Here is a 23,992-nt window from a genome sequence, read left to right on the forward strand (position 1 = left end):
CTCCCTTCTATATGAAGGGAGCCTCTATTTTAAATTGGGGATTTCACGTTCATGTTCGGTTTCCAATCAAACATTTTTTAAAACAATTCATATATCGTTGGGGAAACGCTATATAAATTAAAAGATATTAGTTAAATGTTTTGGCAAATTTGTAATACTTGCTTAACGGCTTCTGCTGATTGATTGAGTGCCGTTTTTTCTTCATGTGTCAGGTGCAATTCAATGACCGATTCAATGCCATTGCCACCTAAAATCGTCGGAACACCTAAAAATAAATCACTGTAGCCGTACTCCCCTTCTAATAGGGCGATCGAAGGTATAATTTTTCGCTGATCCTTCATTATAATTTCGACCATTTGAGCACAGGCTGCTGCTGGTGCATAATAAGCACTACCATTTCCTAATAAAGCTACAATTTCGCCGCCGCCTTTACGTGTACGTTCGACGATTTGCTGTAGTCTATCTTGCGGGATAAGCTTTTCTAATGGGATGCCCCCTGCATAGGAATAACGGATTAATGGCACCATTTCATCACCATGTCCACCTAATACAAATCCAGATACATCTTCGGGGGCAATTTGTAGCTCTTGTGCTACAAATGCATTAAATCGCGCGGTATCTAACACACCCGATTGGCCGATGATACGATTTTTGGGGAAGCCTGTTTCCTTATAGCAAACATACGTCATCGCATCTACAGGATTGCTTAAAACGACCACAATACTATTTGGCGCATATTGTTTTATTTGTTGCGAAACATGCTGAATGATTTTCGCATTTGTTGTAACTAAATCATCTCGACTCATCCCTGGTTTACGAGGAATACCTGCCGTAATAATAACGATAGATGCACCTGCAATATCCTCATAATGACTTGTTCCATTTATGGATACATTAAATTTTTCAATCGGTCCTGTTTGTAATAAATCCAGTGCCTTTCCTTTTGTTGGATTTTCGGCTTCTGGAATATCTACCAATACAATGTCGCCTAATTCCTTCTGTGCCAAGAATAAGCTTAATGTTGCACCAGTGTGACCAGCTCCAATAACAGCAATTTTATTTTTTCGAAATGCCATTTTGCATCACCTCAATTGTCCGTAGCTTCCGTCGTTTTTTTAGCACGCGCAGGTGTTGGTGCTGGCTTTGTCTTTGGTGTTTCTGAACCTTTAATCATATTGAATACTTCCTCATCAGGTCGAGGAATGACATGGGCACTTAATAATTCTCCGACACGCTTAGCTGCCGCCTTGCCAGCATCGACTGCTGCTTGAACTGATCCAACGTCCCCTTTGACGACGACAGTCACGATACCACCATCCACAAATTCTTGTTTGACAATCGTCACATCAGATGCCTTAATCATCGCATCCGCCGCCTCGTAAGAGCCTACTAATCCCTTTGTTTCTATCATGCCAATTGCACTACTCAATGTCTTCACCTCGCATAACATCTGTTGAATCTATAATTCCTATTACAACTGCATCAATAGGAAGTGGATTGTCTTTCATAATATAACGGGATGATCCCCCACTCGTTATGAGCACATCATCGCCAATGCCTGCCCCTATACGATCAGCTGCAACCATTTCCGTGCGAATTGGCTGCTGATTAGAGTCAATTGGTTGAATAATTAATAGCTTTAAGCCATTCAACCCTTCTTCCTTGCGTGTTGCCCATACGCTTCCAATCACTCTTCCCATCTGCATGAACTCACCCTCTTTATGTTGCCTGGATAATACTTATTATTCAGAGCGAATCGTTAATTTTTTATTCAACTCTCTTATTTTGTCATAAGCTAGCGCTGTTACGATGGTTCTTTTTGGCACAACAATTTCTTGCGTTTCTATTTCAAGCACTTCCACCTGTGAAAGGAGCTTCTTGTCAAAATGATAAACCGATTGTTTTTCAGGAGGTTGCTTTACAACGAGCGCACGTTCTTTCACAGTTATCGCTTCAACCGCTTGGCCATTGATGATTTCAGCCAATGCGCCTTGTTGGATTAAGCCTGCATTTGCTTCATCTGTATCGATATGCATTTCCAAACGATAGCGCTCAGACACTCGAATCAACACATTGGATAAAGTAATAGGCCGTATTCCTTGAACCTTGATTTGCACAGACTGCCCATCCACTACTTGGAATCTCACGCTATCTGCAGGTGACATATGAATATGCGCTTGCGCAATAATGAGGCCCTCTGTTAGTACTGCACTGCCTTTTGGTCCAATTAGCGTAACAGGGCTTGAGCCTTTAATGTCTCCAGATATTCTTAATGGTGGCTTGACGCCGAGCTTCATCGCATCTGTCCAGCTAACTTCAACTTGTGTTAAAGCGCGTGCTGGACCTAATATGCGAACCCTTTCAATAGAGCCTTTCGGTCCCGCAATAACGACCGTTTCTTCAGCTGCAAATTGGCCTGGCTGTGACAGCTCAAACTTAGGTGTTAATTGATAGTTTTCACCAAAAAGTTGCTCTACTTCTGCCTGTGCAAGGTGGACATGTCGCGCTGATACACCGATTGGAATTTTACCGTCGTCATGTGGGGAAGGCTGATTTTTTAATACTTGCTGTAATACTTCTTCTACAATTTTTTGCACTAATTGTTCCTGCATCAAACCTCCTCCTTATGAAAATGTTTTAACAATTCTCCCCTGAGCTTGCTGTTGAATAAAGCCTGCATTCGCTTCATCTGTATCGATATGCATTTCTAAGCAAAAATCATTCGATACACGCACGACTACACCATGGAATGTTACAGGTCTTTCGCTTTCAACTACTACAGACACTAATTCATTATTGTGGACATCCAATGCTTGCGCATCTTCTTCTGTCATATGAATATGCGCCTGTGCAATAATAACTCCCTGCTCAATCATAATTGCTTGTTGTTGGTTAATTAATTTAATGCTTGCTGAATTTGCAATATCCCCCGATTGTCTCAAAGGAGGGGTTACGCCTAATTTCATCGCATCTGTTCGACTTATTTCCACTTGGGTTGCCGCTCTTACTGGTCCTAATATACGTACATTGTGAATAATACCTTTTGGTCCTTCTATGGAGACACGCTCATTCGCTGCAAACTGTCCTGGCTGCGAAAGATCAAAATCTTTCGTTAACGTTGCGTTTGGACCAAATAATGCCTGCAAATCCTCTTCACTAACATGTACATGGCGAGCTGAAATGGCAACTGGAAATGCTTTAGATTTTATGTTCAAGCTAGCCACCTCTAAATCTAGTAACTTATTTTTCTTATGATAGACATCCATTGGTAACTTACGCTTCTGCTTTTGGCAAGATTAATTCCAATTCGTTATGTGGGCGTGGAATTACATGAACAGAAAGCAGTTCTCCAACACGTTGCGCTGCTGCTGCACCTGCATCTGTAGCTGCTTTTACTGCGCCTACATCGCCTCGCACTAACACCGTAACAATTCCGCCACCAACATGTACTTTCCCTACTAAATTAACACTCGCAGCCTTTACCATTGCATCCGCCGCTTCAATTGCTCCTACAAGACCTTTTGTTTCTACCATTCCTAATGCTGTACTCATTTGTCATTCCTCCAAATTATTTAGTTTGTAATGTGATTTGCTTTAATACTTGATCGACAATTTGTTGCACCACTTCTGTATCCAGTGATGGTGCTTGCGCCTTAATATTTTCTACTACTGGTTCAATTTCCAATTTCGGTTTTGGCACCTCTATATCTTTAATGCCATATGCCATGCGTTTTATATTCAATAAATGTCTGGCTGTAATATTATCTGACGTAATATTGCCGCCAAATGTACCACAGCCTAATGTAAAGGATGGGGCTAATCCAGTTGTTCCACCAACTGCGCCAATCGACGATAACGTGTTAACGACAATACGCGACACTGGTAAGTCGAGCGAAAACTGCTCTGCTAACGCTGCATTTTCCGTATGGATAGAACATGAATGACCGCGTCCTCCAATATTCAGTAAATCAATCATCACTTGTTTTGCCTCCGTGCTATCCTCTACTGTGTAGAGCGCAAATATCGGTGAAAGCTTTTCCAGTGAAAACGGAATATTTTTACCGATCATCGTCTCCAACCCAACAAGCACTTGCGTCTCTTGTGGCACGACAATACCGACTAAATTGGCCAAGCTCACTGCTGATTTCCCAACAATTTGAGGATTTACTTTTCCTGGCACAGGAGAAATCAGCTTCTCCATCTTCAACTTCTCTTCTGCACTTAAAATATACGCATGCTGTTTCTTTAACTCGGTTAAAACTTGCTCTGCAATCACTTTATCCACGATAATGGCCTGCTCTGTTGCACAAATGGTGCCATTATCAAACGATTTACTTTGTACTAACTGACGACTAGCTTTTTGAATATTGGCTGATTTTTCGATGTAAGCTGGCACATTTCCTGGTCCTACTCCATACGCAGGTTTTCCAGAGCTGTATGCCGCTTTTACTAACGCACCACCACCCGTCGCTAAAATTAAATGTATATTAGGATGCTTCATTAATTGCTGTGTCGCTTCCATTGAAGACATTGTTAAACATTGCAACAATCCTTCTGGTGCACCAGCCTTTTCCGCCGCTACTCTACAAATCTCTAAAGCTTCCTTTGTACATTTAACAGCATAGGGATGTGGGCTTAGGACAAGACCATTTCTTGTTTTTAATGAAATAAGTGTTTTAAAGATTGCGGTTGAAGTAGGATTCGTTGTTGGCACAATCCCTGCAATAACACCAAATGGGCTTGCAATCTCTGTCACTTTTTTTATACGGTCAGTGCCTATAACGCCAACAGTCTTTAAATCCTTTATATCTTCATAAACATCTCTCGAAGCAACTTCATTTTTCATTGTTTTATGATTGGGGATACCCATCCCAGTTTCTTGTACTGCCATTTTGCCTAATCGTTCTGCCTCTTTAAATGCGGCATCCGCCACAGCCTTTACGATGGTATCCACTTGTTGCTGTGAATATTTCATATAGGCTGCTTGTGCTGTATTTGCCTGTCTTACGGCATCTCTCATTTCCTGAATGGCTAATAAATCTTTATCTAAAGAAGCCATAAGCCGCCTCCTTTCTAAATAACTGGATTTCTCGCAACATTTTCGATTGCTTCTCTAAAAGCATCTGCCGCAGCTTGACATGAAGACTGACTGCCACTCACTATGCCGCCACCAAAGTTCGTTTCTGAAGGTGGACCAAAAAATAATTTTAGTTCTACATCCGCTGCCTTTAATGCGGCATCTAAACCAACGACCGCCTCAAGTGGTGGGGCGATTAAGTAGGCGAGCGCCGTGCCAATCTTCACATCTGCTAGCTCGGCCAAATAGGTGCCACAGCTTGCAACAGTATGCGCAAAAAGAGCATGGCTGTCATTGCCATTAATGGCTTCAAAATACGTATCGAATTGAATTTTTTGTTCAATTGCATCTAGCCCACTGCGTATTTCGTCTGGTGAGCTGCCCGCGATAATGCCAATCATTTCACCAGATAAGGGACCTGAGGCATGTGCTGCTCCTGCATAAAAGCTTTTTGCATAAACGACATCGACAGCAGCTTTTTTCGTCGCCTCGTCTAATGCTACATAACCGACATCATCGATTGTTAGTGTGACAAGCCCAATGCTATGTTGATTTGGCTTTAACTCAAGCTTTGCTGCTAATTCACTATTCACTCTAGGAATCATTTGCATTGCTAAAATTTCAGCCATAATTTTTTGAGGATTCATGGCTTTCCCCCTAACCTTCTTTAGCGACAAGATTTACGCCGCTTGCCTTGTATTGCAATATTTTTTGAACGACTGTACCTAAATAGGCACCTGCCTCAAGAGGCGGAATACCACCTTTATGAATGTTTGAAATAACCATTCGATCCGCTTCTACCGTACCTATTCTCGGCTGATAACATAAATACGCACTCATTGACTCTGCTGATACAAGGCCAGGGCGTTCCCCAATAAGGTAAACAATGACCTCTGCTTGCAATAGTTCGCCAATTTCATCCATGAGGGCAACACGCCCTTTATCAATATAAAAAGTGGTGCCTATTTCAATATTTAAATTGCTAAGACTTTGCTGTAATGCTAAATAAACATCTTGCACATTTTCTTCTATCGCACTTGCACTTAAGCCGTTAGAAATAATGATTTGTACTGTTGGCCGTGCTTTGCAAGATGATTGAATAAGTGCTTTCGATTCATCCGATAAGCGACGACCTAAATCTGGTCGCGTAATATATTCTTCTTTATCTGTTACTCGTGTTGTAACTTGAAAGACATTCAATTTTTGTAATAGCTCTTCTGTCACTTCACCATATACGGCATCAACTGCTGCTGCATGATCAAGGCGGAACTTTAACCAAGTTTTTGTTTTTGGTCTTGTTCCCGCTCTACCTACACCAATTCTGGCAGGTGTATGTTTTTTTGCCGCTTGTACACTTTCCGATTGATTTTCCTCTTCAAATTGAAATGCTTTAGAAGGTTCCCCTGTTGAAGAATGCTCTACAATCGTTGCACTGTGCGACTTTTGTGTAGAGGATGCTTGTTGATAAAGCTTAATCATCGGTTGATCTGATGTTGTCATTGGATTCGATTGTTCTTCAAAACGATTAGCGGTTGTCTCATAAAACTTAATAAGTGGTTCTTTCTGTCCAACCGTAGGCGTCTCTTGTTGTTCAGATGCATCGTTTGATGAATCGTTATTCATTTTCTCCATAACAAGCTTAGTAATCATGGATACTAACTGCTCATTCAATGGTTTCACCTACCTTTCAAATATCGATAAATCGCCAGCTCTAGCTGAAAGTCGACCATCTTCGTAAATGCCCATTTTTTCTAACCAAACTAAATACTCAGGCGCCGGTTTTTTACCAAATGTTTGAAGTAATGTTGCAACATCATGGAAACTCATTGACTGGTAGTTCAGCATAATATCGTCTCCCATCGGCGCTGCAATAATAAAGTTCACACCTGCTGCGGTTAGTAACACGCTTAAATCTTCCACATCATTTTGGTCTGCCTTTATATGATTTGTGTAACAAATATCAACCCCCATTGGAATGCCGTGCATTTTACCCATAAAGTGATCTTCGAGCCCTGCCCGAATAACTTGTTTATTGTTATATAAATACTCTGGGCCGATAAAACCAACAACGGTGTTGACAATATACGGATTAAAATGTCTTGCGAATCCATAATTGCGTGATTCAAGTGTTACTTGGTCTATGCCCATATGCGCTTCGGCCGAAAGCTCCGAGCCTTGCCCTGTTTCAAAGTAAAATAAATTCGGTCCCGTTCCCGTTCCTTGTTTTTTCACAAGCTCCTCTGCTTCTCGAATTAAGTCTGCAGAAATACCAAACGAGCGGTTGGCAATTTCAGTACCAGCAATACTTTGGAAAATCATATCTGCTGGGGCCCCTTGCTTGATGGCCTTCATTTGAGTTGTAATATGTGCCAATACACAGTTTTGTGTAGGGATCGACCACTCATTGATAAATTCTTTTGTCGCATGTAAAACTTTTTTAACACTTTCGACCGAATCGTCTACAGGGTTAATACCAATAACGGCATCGCCTATTCCATAGGACAATCCCTCTTTTAAAGAGGCGATAATGCCGTCAATATTATCTGTTGGATGATTGGGCTGTAGCCTTGAGGAAAGCGTCCCCTTTTGCCCAATCGTAATATTGCACGTTGAAAGGATTTCTACTTTATTAGCCGCATGAACCAAATCCAAGTTAGACATGAGCTTCGTGACAGCTGCAATAATTTCTGAATTCATGCCTTTGCTTAAACGCTTTAACTCTCGATCGCCTGTATTATTTGATAAAATGTATTCTCTAAGCTGCTCAATGCTCCAATTTTTTATTTCTCCGTAAATTTGCTCATTGATATCCCCTTCAATAATGCGTGTGACCTCATCATTTTCTGGAGGAACTAAAGGATTCTCTCGTATATCCTTGACTAGTAATTCACTTAGCACAGCTTTTGCTGCAATGCGTTGTTGTACTGATTCGGCAGCTATACCAGCTAACCGATCGCCTGATTTTTCTTCATTGGCCTTAGCCATTACGTCTTTTAATGAATGAAAATTATATTTTTCTCCACCAAATATCACCGATAGATTCACATTCATCCTCCTTACTTTGAGTGGAAAGCTAGTGTTTTGACAACAACAGGGACAACACCAGAAGGTAGCACTTCCCCAATGTCAATATAATCACCTGTTTCTACTTTAATTTGATCGATGCATAGTATAGGAACGGTCGAATTAAGCGCTTGTATCGTTTGCCCTATGACCTTTGCATAATCTGACTGAATGACTATGATAATTGGTAGGCCTTTGCTGCTTCTTGTTCCTAAGTGCTGTAAAATGGCCTCGCATAATGTATGGACATCCTGAAAGCTTAAGTAAGGTAACTCACTAAAATAAAGGGCAAATGGAGAGTGATTGTCCTCTATCGAAAAGAGTGCATCTGCTCTTTCCACTGCCGTCTTTACCATATGGTCGAACGCTTTTGCTGCAGAATTCATATGACAATTAAATACTGGAACATTTTTTAACGGCAATACATCGGCATCTACTTGAATGGTCGCACCACTAATTTCAGTTGTTTGCATACCCGCACCCGTCACAGTTGCTCTTGCAGTTTCTTGTGGCTGTAGCCATAGAAATGTTTGTAATTGCTTGTGCTGTAACAGCATACTTGCTAGTTTTTCACCGATATCATCATACTGACGCTGTGAGCAATCATCATGATAAATACAGGAAGCTACTCCACCTGAAAAGACGATAGCCTCGACTGGCTTTTGCCAATTTGGCACATGACCTAATAACAATGGATGCTCGGCATCAATTTCTTGCCCACTCAATGTTTTAGCTAAGAAGCACACCATTTCTTGAATAAGCAACGCAACGCGAGCATCGTCTGCCGAATCCCCTAGCTGTAATGGATTTGGCCAGTTCTCCATGAGCTTCTTAATGGGTGGTGAAATGGAAAGGATCTTGCCATGATGAAATTCAATTAATCTACCACCAACATGCAATGTACATGTGCCAATGACTTCACCATACTGCATAACCGCGATATTAGCCGTACCCCCACCAATATCGATATTGGCGATGACTTTGCCTGTGTTTTTTGACAGTTGGACAGTACCTGCACCTTTGGCGGCAATAATCCCTTCTAAATCTGGCCCTGCAGTCGCAACTAAAAAATGACCTGCTGTGTCAGCAATTGCATGGACAACCTCACTGGCATTTTCCTTCGTAGCGGATTCACCCGTAATTATGATGGCCCCTGTGGATATATCCATAGGTGAAATTTGAGCGAGCTCATATTGCTGAAATATAAATTGTTCTATCTGTTCCATATCGATCATGTCATGATTGACAAACGGCGTTTTAATAATAGGACTTTGATGTAACACTGTTTTTTCAATTATTTCTATCCGCGGCACATGTGTCACACCAGCAACGTTTTTTAACAGAAAACTACTAACAACCATCTTTGTTGTACTTGTCCCAATATCAATGCCAGCACTAAAAATTTTTTCTGTTTTCAACTTATGCCTCCCTCTATGTGACTACGGACAATAAATGAGATAGGGACTATCGCTTTCGTTAACAAATTCCCTAATTTCCTCGTCTGAATTGAGCTGAATTAGCGGTGCAATATACTCAATGCCAAGCATTTGCCATGCAGATGTTTGGACGATTGGCCCGTGTGTCATCACGTTTTTTAATAATGTTGTTGCTCGCTCTATATCAGCAAGTGGTGCATCAATTTTAGTAATAACACCAATTTGCATTTTAGGAATGCCTAAGCTAAATTGTGGTGGAAAAACACTTCTTGAAGATGTTGCATCTTGTAAATAAATTACATGTGTCACTTCAAGCGATGTTGCCATAATATTTCTGTAATACATTGGATTTTCTATATATTCTCCAGGTGTATCAACAATCCAGTCATCAAAAACGAGTGCTTGCGTTTTATTAGCTTTGCTATCTTTGCCGAGTAGCACATTCATTAGCGTTGACTTACCAGCTTGCACACCGCCTATTATCATTACTCGATTTTTCATATGGCACATCCTATGACTTCGTTATTTTAGATGGCGTATAACCTAGCATTTCTGAAAGAAAACGATTAATTTCTAACATCGCCATTTCAACCTCAGAGACACTGCCCACGATAACAAGACTGCCCGTAAAACGATCTAAAAACCCCAGTTTTACATTTGCTGCCTTTGTCGCTATGTCCCCAGCAATAATAACTGTTTCACTCGGTGTACAAGTCATAATGCCAAGTGCACCCGCTTCTTGAATACCAAGCTTTTGAAACATATCAGGATCAGGATTTGCAATGAGATGACTCAATGTAAGTTGCTTACCTGGTACAAATTCCTGAATAAATCGTTTCTTTTCTTCACTCATACGTCATCACCTCTTTCTATCAAGACTTTTGATCTGTTAAATACTCTCCCTCTTTAATAATGCCTGCCTTGCGATCATCTTGTTCCAATTTCAAGGCTGTCGGTACTGATAGCTTATAGGCAAAGAATATGGCAATAATTCCAGCTAAAAGCTTCCCTGCCATTACAGGTAAAATAATTGTCGGCTGAAAATTGGCTGTAAATGATAAATGATCTCCTAACAGGAATGCCGAACAAACCCCAAAGGCAATATTGATTACTTTATCTTTTGGTGGCATCTGACGCACGAGCGTAAACATAGCTAAAATATTTGCGCTTGTCGCTAAAATCCCCGCACTTCCTACTGATGAGAGACCTAATTTTTTCCCTGCTGTTTCTAGCGGCTTAGAGGCATATTTTCGGATTAAATACACCATTGGGAAGGCACCTGCTAACATAATGCCGATATAACCAGCCGTTTCTAATGCACGGAATTGATCTACACTATCTGCCATAATCGGGTCAAAGCCCCATGCCCCAAAAATCTTTGTGAAAAGTCCAGTAAAAATTTCAACAATCGAGAACACAAGTACAAGCTTAATCGCTGCATCCATTACACGTCCGAAAATCATAAATCCTTTGATCATGCCATTCGGAATAAGCTTTAGCCCTAACGCAATTAAGATGACGAAAATAAATAAAGGCAATAAATTAAGTAATATTTGTAAAACAGAAATGGCAAAAACATACGTCGGTGCAGATGTAGTACTAATGACTTCCCGAACCTCTGTGTTAAACATGACAATCATGATTGATGAAATAAATGCACCAATCGGAATTGTTAATACGCCCGCCATAATTCCTAATGCCATATATTTATGATCACGCTTGTCTAACATCGCAAGCCCCATAGGAATGGAGAATACAATTGTTGCACCTGACATAAAACCAACAACAAGTGCCATCACCCATCCTTCATAGGATTCCTTCAAGGCATTTGCTAATTGATATCCCCCCATGTCCGACGCTAAAATTGTTGTCGCGGCTATGGCAGGATCAGCTCCAATCCATTCAAAAACCGGACTAATAAAATGACTAATAAACCACGTTAAGTAAGGTATAGCTGCCATGATTCCTGCTGCGGGTACAAAAATGTGACCTACAGTATGGAGTCCATTCATAAATTCTTTTCCAATCCCATACTCCGCATCTCGAATTGCTCCGATTGCACCTAAAACGGCACAAATCATGATAATATAAACGATTATCGTTCCTATCATCGCCATCTTACTCATCCCCCCTTTTGTTTTTTTTATATAGAAAAAAAGACGCATTAAAGAAAAAATCTCTTTAAGCGTCTTTGCTTCAACTATTCACTTGTAACGTATTAATAATTCGTTTTGCGATTGTTACCATTTCCTGCTGACTTTGCATACTCTCATTGCGAATTTTTTTATAAGCCTCGTCTTCGCTAAGTTTTTCTGATTGCATCAGTAAGCCTTTCGCTCGTTCGATTAATTTCCGCTTATCTAATTCACTTTGTTTATGCAAAATTTCACCGTTTAGCCGATTGAATTTATCAATTTGATGAAATGCCACTTCCAACGCTGGCAGGACATTTTTCTCGGAAAACGGTTTCATAACATAACCTAAAATATTATCCTGTTTCATGTACAATAACAATTCTTTTTCGCTGTAAGCTGATATAAAAAGGACTGGTATACCTAACTGCTGTTCTATAATTTTACTTGCTTTTAAACCATCTAGCTTTGGCATTTTGATGTCCATCAATATCAACTGTGGCATATGTGTAAAAGCTAGCTCAATCGCTGATTCTCCATTATTTGCTTGTGCAACGACTTCATAGCCATTATCCTCTAGCATAAATTTCAAATCAATGGCAATAAGTGATTCGTCTTCGACAATCATTACTTTCCTAGTCATTTAGGATAAATACCTCCTCACTTACAGGAAACTGAATTTGAGTATGTGTACCTTGTTCACTAGGGATAATTGTAAATGTGCCAGCTAAGTCATATTCGACAAGTCTTGTAATAATCTCCATTCCAAAGGATGCCTTCACCTCTTGCATACCAACGCCGTTGTCGGAAATATGAAGTGAAATAAAGGATGCATCTTGAAGAAATTGAATATCGATTATCCCTTCCTCGCGATCGATAAAAGCATACTTTAATGCATTTTGTAGCAATTCACAAATGATTAAAGCGAGAGAAACAGCTTTTTTCGCATGACAATATAGCTGAATTTCATCATTATGGAACACTAATTGAATAAATGGTGTATTCGTAGTTCCAACCATTTTATGCCCTATCTTTTTAGACAAAGCGATAACATCAACTTTTTCTTCTGCATTATCCTCATTTTCTAAAATAAGCTCATAGACAGAGGAAATGCTATATATTCGATTTAATGCTTCTTGAAAAGCGCTTGCATTTGAAGCTGCTAAGTCATTTCGCATTTGCAATCGCAATAGGCTTGTAACCGTTTGTAAATTATTTTTCACACGATGGTGAATTTCTCTAATAGCAAATGTCTTCATCATCAGTTCATTTTCTTTCAGCTTTAACTCTGTTAGATCATGAATGATAAGAAGTGTCACTTTATCATGTTGACTGCGTATTGGTATTTTTTTTACTATAAACGATTTACGATCAATCGTAATTTCTAAGAAAAAGACATCATCGCCTTTATCATAGACTTCTTGTAAAAAAGGGAAAATTTTGTCCAATGCTATATTGTCAAAATGCTCTAGCCCTGAAAGCTCCGTAATAAAACGATAGCCCGCTGGATTGCTATAAATTACTTTATTTTCATGATTCGTAAGTATAATTGACTCTACTAATAAATCAGACACAACAGGAATTGGTTGCGTATTAGGTTCGACGATATGCTCAATTAAAGCAAAAGGCATATTTGCAAAATCATCCTTTGGTGCAGTTTGCATTTTAACCTTTTTTTCTTGAATCAACACGGCAATAACCTGTCCTTCGTCATTAAAGACTGGGACTACATTTTGTTCAACGGTGATACCTTCTTGTGTGATACCTCTAGAAATTGACGATTTTTCTTTATATTTAAAAGCTGCAAATACTGCAGGTTCAAAGCTTTCAAATACGAATTTGCCAATTACTGATTTCTCGTATAAACCAATTTCTTTTGTAGGGAATGCCTCTGCTACGACGATTGCATGTGGTAAATTTTCTACCAAGCAATCTATAAACATATAGCAATCTGTCAATTCAGCATAATAGGATAGTGTCGTTTCAAGCTCTACTAACTTCTCAATATCTCTATTTGATAAGTTTGTATAGCTACTACATAATGTTTGAATGCTCGACAGGCCCACCCCCTACCATAGAATACTCACCAGTGAGCGTAACTATTCCTTAAATTTCTTGTCATCATTATAAACCTTTTGTAAAATTATTTTCAAGAAGAAAAATTTTATGTTTTAATCAATTACACCACATTACAAAGAACTATATAGTTTAAAAGAGAAATATTCAACACTTTTTTCGACACTATATTAATATCGTGTCGAAATTACTATTTCTATATATTTAAAAAAGCGAGTTTGCTTCGATGGCAAACTCGCTTTTTTTTATTTTATTTCTGGTGTCACCGCTAAAATATTTTCAAATGTTTCACGTTGCTTAGCTTCTTCTTCATTTAACAAAATATGAATATCCCCATGATCGTTAGACGTTCTAATTAATCGTCCCATTCCTTGTTGTAGACGCAGTTGCATAAATGGTAATTCTACTTCTTCATACGGATTTTCAGCAAACGTCCGTTTAGCATCAAACAATGGATCGTGTGGAGGGAAAGGCAAGTCATAAATAATGACACGAGTCAGTGCTTCTTCAGGCAAATCTAGACCTTCCCATAAATGATAGGAACATAATGTTTTCACAGTACCTTCTTGGAAATCACGCACAATTGCAGATAGTTCTCGATCCCCTTCAAATGCAACAAGCATACGTTCCATAATAGGCAATTCTGCCTTAAAGTTTAACATTGCTTGTTTAGATTTGAATAATATTAATGTCTTTTCCCCATCTCGTAGCAGTTGTTGAACACGAGCTGTTTTATTATTTTGAGATAGTTCATGTAAATAGATTTTCATCACCGCTTCATAATCAAAAGGTGACGGTACTGAGAAGGATTGGTAATTATTAATACCAAGACTATAAGCAATATATGAGAAATCTTTATTAACAGATAGTGTTGCAGAAGAAAATACGATTGGAAGTTTTTTCGAGAATAATTTTTCTTCTAAAACTTCTGTAATAAGTCGTGGCATAATAACAAGTGTTTCCTCGCCATCTGTTTCCTCTAGCCAGTCAACAGCATCCCCTTGCGCAGTAAAAATGCGAAGTGAAGCTTGATATTGCTCCAAATATTCTTCTGCCATATTTAACTCATACTCTGGAATCATATACATTTCTGATTCAAAGACAAATTCCTCAAGCAGTATTTCCACGTCTTGGATAAGTTGTTTTCCATATTTTAAAAGTGCCGCGGATTTATTTATACGCTTACGTTCTTCCTCAGAAGCTACAATATCATCACGAAGTTGGTCAAAAAATAGTTCGTGATCATCTTGTAATTTTTCCATTGCATACAAAGTTCGTTCACGCACACCATCTACCATTAAACGTTCTAATAGTGGAACAATTGTCTTCGCCTGAACTTTGTATGTCATCGCTTTCTGTGCAGCATATTCTAATAAATGCCCTTCGTCTAGAACCATCATCGATACTTCTGGAAGTAACGCTAACTGTCCTTCACGTTCACGCGACTCTTTTGTTGCTAAATGCTCCATTAAAAAGTCTTGCGAGCAAATAATTAAATCCGTCGACTTACGGTAATGTGCACGGTGAAGTGTTTGACCGCAACGATTACGTAGATCACATACAGAGCATTGCATAATGGCGTTATAATTGACCTTGTGCCAATCTTCATCACTAACCGTTGGATAATCACTGCGGTCGCCGTATGGTTGCACAGCAATCATCGAGCCTTGTGCATATACACCGTCAGGAATTGAAAAGGCTATATCATCAATCCATTCATCTGTTTCGACTTTTTCGGCTTCCTCGAAACGCTTTAAGCATAAATATTGATCACGTGATTTTGCTAAACGTACATCAATTTCTAAACCAAGTGTTTTTTGTAATTTATAAATATCGCCGCCCTCTTTTACGAGCTGATCGATTAATGTTTCATCTGCACAGGCTATCAATGCTGGTTTACCTGTATAACGTGCATAGGAAACAGCAGGTAGTAAATAGGCAATTGTTTTCCCTGTCCCTACTCCCGCTTCAGCAAATAATACATTTTTCTCTTTTAAAGCCTGTTCAATTTGATACGCCATAAAAATTTGCTCATCACGGCATTCAAATCCTTTTTCTGGTAATTCATCATAAAGGACATCTCCCATCCAGTCACCTAATGACTCGAAAAATGAGCGATCCTTTGTTAATGCAAATGGTAAAGATTTACGCAATTGACGTTCCCCCTCATACAATCTGTTCCTATTATACGCGACGAAACGGAAGATAAGAAAAAATCTCACCTTCCGTTACTCTAGTTAGTCTCGTTTAGACTTTTGTCCCCAGTATTGATAATAATTCGTTTCAATAAAACCATTGAATAACTTACGTTTTTTCGTCGCTTGACGACCGTACAATTCTTCAAAGTTTTTCATGGAGGACAGCATGTACACTGACCAAGTTGGATAGTTTTTCATGACTTGTCCTAAATCACGAATGACCTGCTCCACAACTTCTACATCACCAATACGTTCACCGTATGGCGGATTCCCAATCATAACGCCATCTGTAAGCAGTGTTGTAAAATCACGAGCTTGCATTTGTTTGAACGTAATCATGTCCCCAAAACCTGCTTCTAGAGCATTTTCTTGCGCAATGCTTACCATGCGATGATCAATATCTGAACCAATTATCTCCAGTGGTTGATCGTAATTGGCTATGCTATCTGCTTCATCTCGAACCGCTTCCCAAATTTTCGCTTTCATCCAAGGCCAGCTCTCCGAAATAAATTCACGGTTGTAGCCTGGTGCGATATTTTGTCCGTACATCGCTGCTTCTAGCGCAATCGTACCTGACCCACAAAATGGATCTACAAACGGTCGATTCGGATTCCATTTTGAAATTTGAACAAGTGCTGCGGCTAAAGTTTCTTTTAACGGTGCTTCCCCTTGAGCTTGTCGGTAGCCACGTTTATGTAGGCCAGCGCCAGAAGTATCAATGGTAAGTGTAGCCACATCTTTTAAAATTGAAACTTCAATTTTATAAGTTGCACCAGATTCATCTAAAAAGCCAAGTCGTTTATAATGTTGCTTCATGCGTTCAACAATTGCTTTTTTCGTAATGGCTTGGCAGTCTGGCACACTAAATAATTTAGACTTTACAGATTTTCCCGACACAGGGAATGATGCGTCTACTGGTAAATATTTTTCCCAAGGTAAAGCCTTTACACTTTCAAACAACTGCTCAAAAGACTTTGCTGGGAATTGTCCTACGACAATTTTCACTCGATCTGCTACACGTAGCCATAAGTTCGTACGTGCAATAGCTGTTTCGTCACCTTCAAAATAAACTTTGCCGTTTTCGACTGTCGTTTCATAACCGAGAGCCTGTACTTCTTGTGCTACAATCGCTTCTAAGCCCATTGCAGCCGTTGCTACTAATTTATAATTTGCCATACATTATTTCCTTCCTTGATGTTCAATTTCCCAAAACTCGATATACTCCAGCAATTCGGGAAGTGGTAATGGTTTGCTGTAATAATAGCCTTGGATAATATCACAGTTCATTTTTCGTAGTATATCCACTTGTTGCGCTTGTTCTACACCTTCTGCGACAACTTTCATTTTTAGACGATGTGACATTTGAATAATGGCATCTACAACTGCCTGTTTTTCATCGAGAGAACTAATATGTTGAATGAAGCTACGATCAATTTTTAAACAATCGAGTGGGAATCGAACTAAATAGCTTAGTGATGAATAGCCTGTACCAAAATCGTCAATCGAAATTTTAAAGCCTAGTTGTTTTAGTCGAACGAGCTTGCTGACCGTTTCAGTAGCACTATTCATGACAGTGCGCTCTGTAACTTCTATTTCAAAATTGTTAGCGGATGTGTTGTATCGTTCCAATATTGTCTGAATCGACTCTAAAAAGTTTTGCTGCTTAAAATGAATGCTTGAAATATTAATTGCAATCGGTATTTTACGACCAAATTGTTGTAATTTGATCGCTGCTTCACAAGCCATTTCAATGATGACTTCGCTTAATGGAATGATCAATCCTGTTTCCTCAGCATATGGAATAAATTCTGCTGGAGATACGAATCCAAGTCTTTCATTATTCCAGCGAACAAGTGCCTCAAGTCCTTGAATATGTTCATTTTCCACAGTAATTTTCGGTTGGAAATGTAGCTCAAATTCGCGATTTTCAATTGCTCTACGTAACTCTGAATCTAGCAATAGAACACGCTGACTGTCAGTTTGCAATTCATCAAAATAAAATGAATAGCTATTAAGACCATTCTTTTTAGAATAGGTCATCGCTTTATCTGAACAAGTAATAAGCTGCTCAGATGTAACCCCATCAGCGGGATACATACTAATTCCAATACTCGTGGAGATAAAGATATCTTGTCCATTTATATTCATCGGTTGTTCTATAATGCCAATAATTTGCTCAGCAAATTTCGCAGCTTCTCGCACATTTTTTACATTCGTTAATGTAACAATAAATTCATCTCCGCCGTACCTTGCAATGATATCTTTATTTTTTAGCAAAGTTTGAATACGTTTTGCTGCTTCTACAAGAATTGTATCTCCTACTGCATGACCTAACGTATCATTTATTTGTTTAAATCTATCCAAATCAAGGAAATAGACAGCATGCTGTACTGAATGAGAAATAGTAGAAGACGATTCTAGTAGGTTATCCATTCTCTCAATATAAGCAAATCGATTTGATACATCTGTTAAGGAATCTGTTAACAAACGCTTTTCTAGTTCATTTTCTACTATTTTTCTTTCAGAAAGATCTGTGAAAATACCACAATAGTTTGTAATTTCTCCCACATCATTTGTTATGCTAACAATTGTTAACCATTCAGGATACACATCTCCTGTTTTACGACGATTCCAAATTTCACCTTGCCATATTCCTTCTTGTCGAATCTTTTCCCACATTGTCAAATAGAAGGATAACTCATGTACACCTGACTGCAACACCGCGGGCGTTTTTCCTATCACTTCATCGCGTTTATAGCCTGTAACGAATTCAAATGCTGGATTAACCATCTCTATTTTCTTATGTTTATCCGTAATCATAATGCCTTCAGATACATTTTCAAAAATTTTCTTCAGTAAGGAAGTGGGGTATTTAGAAATCGAATTAATCTTCTCCAGATTATTAATTACTCCGCCCATGTTTCCGCTCCATCCTATCTATCGATACTACCCTTATTTTTAGAAAAGCGCGTTCCTACTTTTTTGCGTAGGTATGTATGTCGCGTCCATACGATAACGGTGATGTTATGACTTTGAAGCGTATCGACAGAGGCGCGGCCAACATGGTGTTAGCCTAACCTCAGGCGTATATCGCGCATGACTAGACATCATAAGTAATAGATACAACTTTAATTAGTTCAAAAGAAAAGCTCTCCACCGAATTGGAGAGCGCTTGTTATTTCGTAGTTAAGCATCAAAAAATTCAATAAGCCATGTTTTGTTCCCGAGTACTCAAACAGCTTGCGCCTCGTACGACCGGGCAGTAATCATCTATCTACAGAGCGAACTCTGTCCCTCTATCCGTTCAATTCCTTCAAGAGAGTGCCCCTACCATAATTTGGGTTTCTCACTCGTGGGGTTTACCTCGTTCCACCTTGTATGTTTCCAAACAAGCTTCGTCACTGTGGCACTTTCAGGAAGTGTCAACCATATCAAAAAGACTTAGGTCTTCCTTCCGCCGTCAGCTTTAAGCTGCCTTACCTTATTTTTTCAGTAAGCACGAACACTACGGCCATCGCAGAACCGTGTGAGCATGGACTTTCCTCTACGACGTCTAGCGTCGCAGCGATTACTCGAATTTCATGATGATACGAAGATTATACTAGAGTTTTATGATAAATACAATGTATATGATAAAAATTATTCGTAAAGCTTGCTACCAAATACATGTTTTTCTAAATTTGAAAGTCGTTTGAGAATATCAAAGTTGGTTGTACCTGCTGCTGATACGGCTGGCTGCGGTTGTCTCTTTGGCGTATTTTCTATTTCTTCTTTTAGCTGTCTATTCTCTTCTTTCAATTGAGCAACAACTTTTTCAAACGATTCATAATCTTGAATGATTTCATCAAGAAAAGAATCGACCTCTTCTACATTATAGCCTTTAAAGTTTTTCTTAAATTCCTTTTCAAGAATCATTTTTGAAGTTAATTTAATGTCCATTCACATCGCCCTTCCTCGCACTACATACACGAATTCATTATAGCATATTTCATAACATTATATCGTCTGTAACCATCAATTGTAAGGCTAAACTTGTCGTTTCTTGCGCTTACCCGGGAAATTATTGCTTATTTCCTAATCTGTGCATTCTCTTTTCCCAAGAAATTGCCCATTTTTGCTTTTGTTCCATTCGCCATTCCTCAGTCGAAGTAATCAATTGTATACCTTCTAATGTATAATTAAGGGCCTGCTTGTAATCTTTCATTTGATGCTCATAGATCATAGCTAATTGTTCTAACGCCTGCAACTTTTTACGTGGCTCTATAAAGTGGAGTGAAGCCACAAAAGCATCGATTGCTTCGTTGAATTGCTTATTTTTTTTAAGTTGGATTGCCAAATAAAATTGGGCATTGCCTGCTTCTCGTGCATCAAATTGGACCGTGACCTTTTCTAAAACGTTAACACTTTGAGGGCTTTTCTTTAAATCAGCATACCATTTCCCAATATTGGTATAAGTATTGGCTGATTCATCACTCGCCTCTTCAAACAATAAGTTAGTAGAATGAACATACAAGGTAATAAGCGACAGCAAATCCCATTCATTATGAACAAGAACCTTCATCAGCGCATCAGGCACACCGCTTTTCACAGCATCAAGGTAAATTATTGGTGCTAAGTAGCCAGGAATATCGCCCAAACGCGAAAAGCCAAGCTTCTCCTCTTCTACTGATTTTAATTTCATGCGCTCCATATCATTTTTCCATAATCGCTTAGAGCTATGCAGTAAATCAATTTGTCGTTGTGTCCGTAATTTCGGTAATACTTTCTGGTTGAGCGTCCATCTTGTTTCAAGTTGTGGCCAATCGAAGCTTTTACCATTATACGTAATTATCGTTGCTGTTTTTTGCCAAAGTCTTGATTCAAATAACATGGCTGCTTCATGAGCAGGATCTGCTAAAACATATTGCGTTAAGACAAAATCATGATCTGTTAGTTCTAAAAAGCCTAGAAGAAAGATTTGTGTCCCAACACCTTTTAAACCAGTCGTCTCCGTATCAAAAAACAGCACTTTTTCATCCAAATCTAGTGCATAGGGATGTTCAAAATCAGCACTTTGCCATTTTGTGAGGGCATCAAAAAATGACTGCAATTGATAGTGACCGTGCTGATAATGAAATGGATAATGCACCTGTCGTTTAAAAACGATACCAAAGTCATTATCAATGCGCGTGAGTCCAGCCTTTTGCCACTGCTCAGTATAGTTAGGAGCATTCGGCTTTTGAAAAGCTGGTTCTTCAGTAGCTACCTGTTTTTCTACTTTTTTTCCGAGCATTTTTTTCATTTGTAGTATTTTATTTTCGTAAGACATTAACTTCACTCATTTTCTGCCTGTAAGTTTTTTTAATACTCGTAGTTCCTCACTTTTATCTTCTGTATACTAAATTTTAAAATTAAAAATATTGGACGGCCTTTATACCACGTCTTTTAGCACAACACTATGACATTCTATTGATGAATGTAGGATTTATCCCTACCTCTCCCATCATACACTACAATTATAACGCATCCATTTATATGTGTTAAAACTAAGAGGTACTTATTTTACACATAAGATATTTAAAAATTGAATTATTTAAAAGTGAACTTTCAAGAAAGTAATGACAACTCTTTAGCTATTACTATATAAAGAATCTAGAAATATAGTATCTTTCTAAATAGTAAAGCACATCCTCTTCTTTTTGTAAAAAGAGAGGATGTGCTTTTTATGTTATTGCTTCATTTCACAATCCGTGTATACAAAAAAATTATGCCCGTGTCACTGGAAAACTACCATCCTCTAATCCCAACCTTTTATGTTCAGAGACAGCGATATAATGACAGCTCCAATACGCAGTTGCTACATCTTTGAAAAAGCTCGTCCCACCTAATGTTCAGTTGTATGCTAAAACGAGTACTTTTGCCATTTGTGCCGTGGCAGTTGAATTCCCCCGTTTGCACCATCTACAATATTATTTCTTTTAATATGAACAACAAAAAACATTCTACAAAGTTTTGGCATACGCCTTTGTAGAATGTTCAGTACTTAATTATAAAATCTTTTTTATAAAATTCTTCAAACTAATAATTGTCGTTCAGCAAATGGAGAAGTTTGACAACTTTACTTTTTGAATCAATGATTGATTCTTGTGGACCGATACAAGATGGACAACCAGATTTACAAGGACATGCTGTAATATGTTGCTGAGCCTTCATCACTAAGTCCTCCCACAAATCATAAACCTTATCACTTAAACCAATACCACCTGGATACTTATCATAGACAAAAAATGTTGGTTGTTCGTTGTGTGTTGCCTTCACTTGCGGCACTACTGCGACATCACTACTATCACATTGAATAAATAATGGGATAAAGGCATTCATTGCATAGGCAGCTCCCGTCATAGCCTCGGTCAAATCTTCTTCGGTCCATTTATCAGGCGCTAAAAACGATAGCCACGACGAACTTGTATGCATTTCATCTGGTGGGAGGTGAATGGGACCAGAGCCAATGTTATCATGCGTTCCAAAGCGGATTTTATTTAACTTAAGTAAAATCACTTGAAAATATGGATAAGTCACCATCTGTACATTCCACCTCATAACAACTGAGGCAACAAAGTTTTACTCATGTATATAGTATATGTGAATTAGGCGTATTAGGTATATATTATATATGCTATATACACCTATATTATATAAATACATTCAATAGATATTAATTGTTTACTTTGTTTACTTATATAAGCAGTCCTTTTAACCGAAGGGTTTATGTATCACAGAAACGGCAACAATGACTGTTTACCCTCGTTGTCTTTGTTTACCCACTTTAGCGCTTTAAATCATTGCTATTTGTTGCCTTTTTATAGTTTGTTGCCCTTTATTCTGTCCGTTTATTTACCCTAACATCTGTAAATAGTGGTATAGTTTATTCAATGGAATAATCATGAAAGGTGGGTATTTGATGTACGCAATTGATCAAATAAAAGAATATTTAAAGCCCAACGGATGGATGACTTTAACTAACCTTAAAAAGGAAATCGGACTAATAGCTGAGCATATAAACATTGATGAAATTATAGAAAGTGCAGGCGTTGCCGTTCGAGGCAAAATAGCTTTAAAAGAATATTTAGTTGTCCTGACTTCAGAAAGATTAATAACAACGGATAAACAAAAGAAACTGATAGCCTATAATTATGAGGAAATTACGAAGCAAATTGCTATAAAGAAATTTAACACAGTAGAGATACAGTTCCAATTTAACAAAGAAGTAATTGAATTAAGCATCGCTCAGAATGACACTGGGAAGGTTTTCACCCAAGCTATCCAAGACAAATTAGGAATTCTTCCTGAAATTCAAATGGATAGCGAAGAAAGAAAAGTTGTTCAGGTCATGAAGCCAATTAAAACGACTATTGATATCCTTAATGGTAAAGAACAGTTAAAAGACAAAGGTAGTATTTTTAAATTATCTCAAAACAAACAAGGTGAAGTTGAAATAAGTGTTGATTACCATAACACACCTGAAGTATTTCGCTTAATAAAATGGGAACGAGTGGAAAACGTTCAAAAGAGCGCTTTTGACATCGCAGGATGGTCCTTAATAGGTAGTACATTTGGTAATGCAGGAGCTATTGCAGGAGCTATGGGGGCGAATATCGGCAAAGATAAGTCTGTAGCTACACTTTATCTAAAAAGGCTAAATGGCGAAAAAGTAGCTCTCGTAATTAAATGTGACAAGAAGGTCTTAGAAAAGCTTTCAATGTTAATAGTTGCTGAAGGTGAGGAAGTCGTTTCTCAAACAGTGATGGAAGTCCAACCAAGCGCAGCAGATGAGATAATAAAATTCAAACAGCTATTAGATGAAGGAATTTTAACTCAGGATGAGTTCGACGCTAAAAAGAAACAGCTTTTAGGTATATAAAAACGACGAAAACCACTCATGAAAGTGGTTTTCTTTCTATTAAGATATTAGTCATTTCTATAATTTGATTCTTGCTGCTGATACATCAGGTATACAGCAAGGTTATCATA

Annotated in this window: 22 protein-coding genes, 1 other RNA gene and 1 pseudogene; 1 reads left to right on the forward strand and 23 read right to left on the reverse strand. The window is 38.5% G+C overall.

All coding sequences use genetic code 11. The features are described 5' to 3' along the window. Window positions 1-131: 131 nt before the first annotated feature. The 23 genes and pseudogenes from mdh to ACIQ1H_RS09095 all read right to left on the reverse strand — a co-directional run. Window positions 132-1,076 carry a malate dehydrogenase gene (gene mdh / locus ACIQ1H_RS08985; RefSeq protein ID WP_402888178.1) on the reverse strand — a complete coding sequence of 315 codons (945 nt, stop codon included), beginning with the start codon at window positions 1,074-1,076 and terminating at the stop codon, window positions 132-134. Window positions 1,077-1,087: 11 nt separating this feature from the next. After that, complete coding sequence (locus tag ACIQ1H_RS08990; protein ID WP_402888180.1) at window positions 1,088-1,429, reverse strand: BMC domain-containing protein; 342 nt, start codon at window positions 1,427-1,429, stop codon at window positions 1,088-1,090. Continuing rightward, on the reverse strand, window positions 1,422-1,706 hold the full coding sequence (locus tag ACIQ1H_RS08995) for a EutN/CcmL family microcompartment protein (protein WP_139860183.1): 285 nt from the start codon (window positions 1,704-1,706) through the stop codon (window positions 1,422-1,424). Before ACIQ1H_RS08995 ends, ACIQ1H_RS08990 begins: the two co-directional genes overlap by 8 nt. Window positions 1,707-1,742: 36 nt before the next feature. Further along, entirely contained in the window at window positions 1,743-2,612 is an 870-nt protein-coding gene (locus tag ACIQ1H_RS09000; RefSeq protein ID WP_402888182.1) for a phosphate propanoyltransferase, read from the reverse strand. 12 nt (window positions 2,613-2,624) lie between these two features. Next, window positions 2,625-3,215 carry a phosphate propanoyltransferase gene (locus tag ACIQ1H_RS09005; RefSeq protein ID WP_402888183.1) on the reverse strand — a complete coding sequence of 197 codons (591 nt, stop codon included), beginning with the start codon at window positions 3,213-3,215 and terminating at the stop codon, window positions 2,625-2,627. 58 nt (window positions 3,216-3,273) lie between these two features. After that, entirely contained in the window at window positions 3,274-3,552 is a 279-nt protein-coding gene (locus ACIQ1H_RS09010) for a BMC domain-containing protein (RefSeq protein WP_024363388.1), read from the reverse strand. Window positions 3,553-3,568: 16 nt separating this feature from the next. Further along, window positions 3,569-5,059, reverse strand: coding sequence for an aldehyde dehydrogenase family protein (locus ACIQ1H_RS09015; protein WP_402888187.1), 1,491 nt, complete (start codon window positions 5,057-5,059; stop codon window positions 3,569-3,571). A 14-nt stretch (window positions 5,060-5,073) separates the two neighbouring features. Further along, window positions 5,074-5,724: an ethanolamine utilization microcompartment protein EutL gene (eutL, locus tag ACIQ1H_RS09020; RefSeq protein ID WP_402888188.1), complete on the reverse strand. Its 651-nt coding sequence runs from the start codon at window positions 5,722-5,724 to the stop codon at window positions 5,074-5,076. A 10-nt stretch (window positions 5,725-5,734) separates the two neighbouring features. After that, window positions 5,735-6,748: an ethanolamine ammonia-lyase subunit EutC gene (gene eutC / locus ACIQ1H_RS09025; RefSeq protein ID WP_402888190.1), complete on the reverse strand. Its 1,014-nt coding sequence runs from the start codon at window positions 6,746-6,748 to the stop codon at window positions 5,735-5,737. A gap of 9 nt (window positions 6,749-6,757) precedes the next feature. Continuing rightward, window positions 6,758-8,128, reverse strand: coding sequence for an ethanolamine ammonia-lyase subunit EutB (locus tag ACIQ1H_RS09030; protein WP_402888192.1), 1,371 nt, complete (start codon window positions 8,126-8,128; stop codon window positions 6,758-6,760). A 5-nt stretch (window positions 8,129-8,133) separates the two neighbouring features. Further along, entirely contained in the window at window positions 8,134-9,558 is a 1,425-nt protein-coding gene (locus tag ACIQ1H_RS09035) for an ethanolamine ammonia-lyase reactivating factor EutA (protein ID WP_402888194.1), read from the reverse strand. Window positions 9,559-9,579: 21 nt separating this feature from the next. Continuing rightward, entirely contained in the window at window positions 9,580-10,077 is a 498-nt protein-coding gene (locus ACIQ1H_RS09040; protein WP_337981634.1) for a EutP/PduV family microcompartment system protein, read from the reverse strand. Between the two features lie 10 nt (window positions 10,078-10,087). Further along, window positions 10,088-10,429 (reverse strand): ethanolamine utilization microcompartment protein EutS, encoded by a 342-nt coding sequence (eutS, locus tag ACIQ1H_RS09045; RefSeq protein ID WP_172770973.1) that lies wholly within the window; start codon window positions 10,427-10,429, stop codon window positions 10,088-10,090. Window positions 10,430-10,448: 19 nt separating this feature from the next. After that, window positions 10,449-11,693, reverse strand: coding sequence for an ethanolamine utilization protein EutH (gene eutH, locus ACIQ1H_RS09050; RefSeq protein ID WP_172770972.1), 1,245 nt, complete (start codon window positions 11,691-11,693; stop codon window positions 10,449-10,451). A gap of 79 nt (window positions 11,694-11,772) precedes the next feature. Beyond that, a complete protein-coding gene (locus ACIQ1H_RS09055) occupies window positions 11,773-12,351 on the reverse strand; it encodes an ANTAR domain-containing response regulator (protein ID WP_402888197.1) in 579 nt (192 codons plus the stop codon). Continuing rightward, a complete protein-coding gene (locus ACIQ1H_RS09060; RefSeq protein ID WP_402888198.1) occupies window positions 12,344-13,774 on the reverse strand; it encodes a sensor histidine kinase in 1,431 nt (476 codons plus the stop codon). Before ACIQ1H_RS09060 ends, ACIQ1H_RS09055 begins: the two co-directional genes overlap by 8 nt. 255 nt (window positions 13,775-14,029) lie before the next feature. Beyond that, on the reverse strand, window positions 14,030-15,937 hold the full coding sequence (locus tag ACIQ1H_RS09065; RefSeq protein ID WP_402888200.1) for an ATP-dependent DNA helicase: 1,908 nt from the start codon (window positions 15,935-15,937) through the stop codon (window positions 14,030-14,032). Window positions 15,938-16,021: 84 nt separating this feature from the next. Then, the gene (locus tag ACIQ1H_RS09070; protein WP_172770970.1) at window positions 16,022-17,158 is read right to left on the reverse strand and encodes a THUMP domain-containing class I SAM-dependent RNA methyltransferase; all 1,137 of its coding nucleotides are present in this window, start codon (window positions 17,156-17,158) and stop codon (window positions 16,022-16,024) included. Window positions 17,159-17,161: 3 nt separating this feature from the next. After that, window positions 17,162-18,901 carry a sensor domain-containing protein gene (locus ACIQ1H_RS09075; protein WP_402888202.1) on the reverse strand — a complete coding sequence of 580 codons (1,740 nt, stop codon included), beginning with the start codon at window positions 18,899-18,901 and terminating at the stop codon, window positions 17,162-17,164. A 282-nt stretch (window positions 18,902-19,183) separates the two neighbouring features. Next, an RNA gene (gene rnpB / locus ACIQ1H_RS09080) (RNase P RNA component class B) lies at window positions 19,184-19,562 on the reverse strand. Between the two features lie 59 nt (window positions 19,563-19,621). Next, a complete protein-coding gene (gpsB, locus tag ACIQ1H_RS09085) occupies window positions 19,622-19,921 on the reverse strand; it encodes a cell division regulator GpsB (RefSeq protein ID WP_172770968.1) in 300 nt (99 codons plus the stop codon). Between the two features lie 121 nt (window positions 19,922-20,042). Then, window positions 20,043-21,290, reverse strand: coding sequence for a ribonuclease H-like domain-containing protein (locus ACIQ1H_RS09090; RefSeq protein WP_402888203.1), 1,248 nt, complete (start codon window positions 21,288-21,290; stop codon window positions 20,043-20,045). A gap of 749 nt (window positions 21,291-22,039) precedes the next feature. After that, window positions 22,040-22,498: pseudogene (locus ACIQ1H_RS09095) on the reverse strand (Zn-binding domain-containing protein); the annotation flags it as partial. Between the two features lie 424 nt (window positions 22,499-22,922). Between ACIQ1H_RS09095 and ACIQ1H_RS09100 the strand changes: the two are divergent. Continuing rightward, window positions 22,923-23,882, forward strand: coding sequence for an SHOCT domain-containing protein (locus tag ACIQ1H_RS09100; protein ID WP_402888205.1), 960 nt, complete (start codon window positions 22,923-22,925; stop codon window positions 23,880-23,882). Window positions 23,883-23,992 lie beyond the last annotated feature (110 nt).

It is taken from the genome of Lysinibacillus sp. NPDC097279 (assembly GCF_044761745.1).
Lineage (GTDB): Bacteria > Bacillota > Bacilli > Bacillales_A > Planococcaceae > Lysinibacillus.

What these genes read in the sequence shown, in the direction of transcription:
- ACIQ1H_RS09055 (WP_402888197.1), bottom strand. Translation starts at nt 12,351, where the DNA reads ATGACTAGGAAAGTAATGATTGTCGAAGACGAATCACTTATTGCCATT.
- ACIQ1H_RS09075 (WP_402888202.1), bottom strand. Translation starts at nt 18,901, where the DNA reads ATGGGCGGAGTAATTAATAATCTGGAGAAGATTAATTCGATTTCTAAA.
- ACIQ1H_RS09040 (WP_337981634.1), bottom strand. Translation starts at nt 10,077, where the DNA reads ATGAAAAATCGAGTAATGATAATAGGCGGTGTGCAAGCTGGTAAGTCA.
- ACIQ1H_RS09070 (WP_172770970.1), bottom strand. Translation starts at nt 17,158, where the DNA reads ATGGCAAATTATAAATTAGTAGCAACGGCTGCAATGGGCTTAGAAGCG.
- eutS (WP_172770973.1), bottom strand. Translation starts at nt 10,429, where the DNA reads ATGAGTGAAGAAAAGAAACGATTTATTCAGGAATTTGTACCAGGTAAG.
- ACIQ1H_RS09010 (WP_024363388.1), bottom strand. Translation starts at nt 3,552, where the DNA reads ATGAGTACAGCATTAGGAATGGTAGAAACAAAAGGTCTTGTAGGAGCA.
- ACIQ1H_RS09015 (WP_402888187.1), bottom strand. Translation starts at nt 5,059, where the DNA reads ATGGCTTCTTTAGATAAAGATTTATTAGCCATTCAGGAAATGAGAGAT.
- ACIQ1H_RS08995 (WP_139860183.1), bottom strand. Translation starts at nt 1,706, where the DNA reads ATGCAGATGGGAAGAGTGATTGGAAGCGTATGGGCAACACGCAAGGAA.
- ACIQ1H_RS09090 (WP_402888203.1), bottom strand. Translation starts at nt 21,290, where the DNA reads ATGTCTTACGAAAATAAAATACTACAAATGAAAAAAATGCTCGGAAAA.
- mdh (WP_402888178.1), bottom strand. Translation starts at nt 1,076, where the DNA reads ATGGCATTTCGAAAAAATAAAATTGCTGTTATTGGAGCTGGTCACACT.
- gpsB (WP_172770968.1), bottom strand. Translation starts at nt 19,921, where the DNA reads ATGGACATTAAATTAACTTCAAAAATGATTCTTGAAAAGGAATTTAAG.
- ACIQ1H_RS09100 (WP_402888205.1), top strand. Translation starts at nt 22,923, where the DNA reads ATGTACGCAATTGATCAAATAAAAGAATATTTAAAGCCCAACGGATGG.
- ACIQ1H_RS09030 (WP_402888192.1), bottom strand. Translation starts at nt 8,128, where the DNA reads ATGAATGTGAATCTATCGGTGATATTTGGTGGAGAAAAATATAATTTT.
- eutH (WP_172770972.1), bottom strand. Translation starts at nt 11,693, where the DNA reads ATGGCGATGATAGGAACGATAATCGTTTATATTATCATGATTTGTGCC.
- ACIQ1H_RS09000 (WP_402888182.1), bottom strand. Translation starts at nt 2,612, where the DNA reads ATGCAGGAACAATTAGTGCAAAAAATTGTAGAAGAAGTATTACAGCAA.
- eutL (WP_402888188.1), bottom strand. Translation starts at nt 5,724, where the DNA reads ATGAATCCTCAAAAAATTATGGCTGAAATTTTAGCAATGCAAATGATT.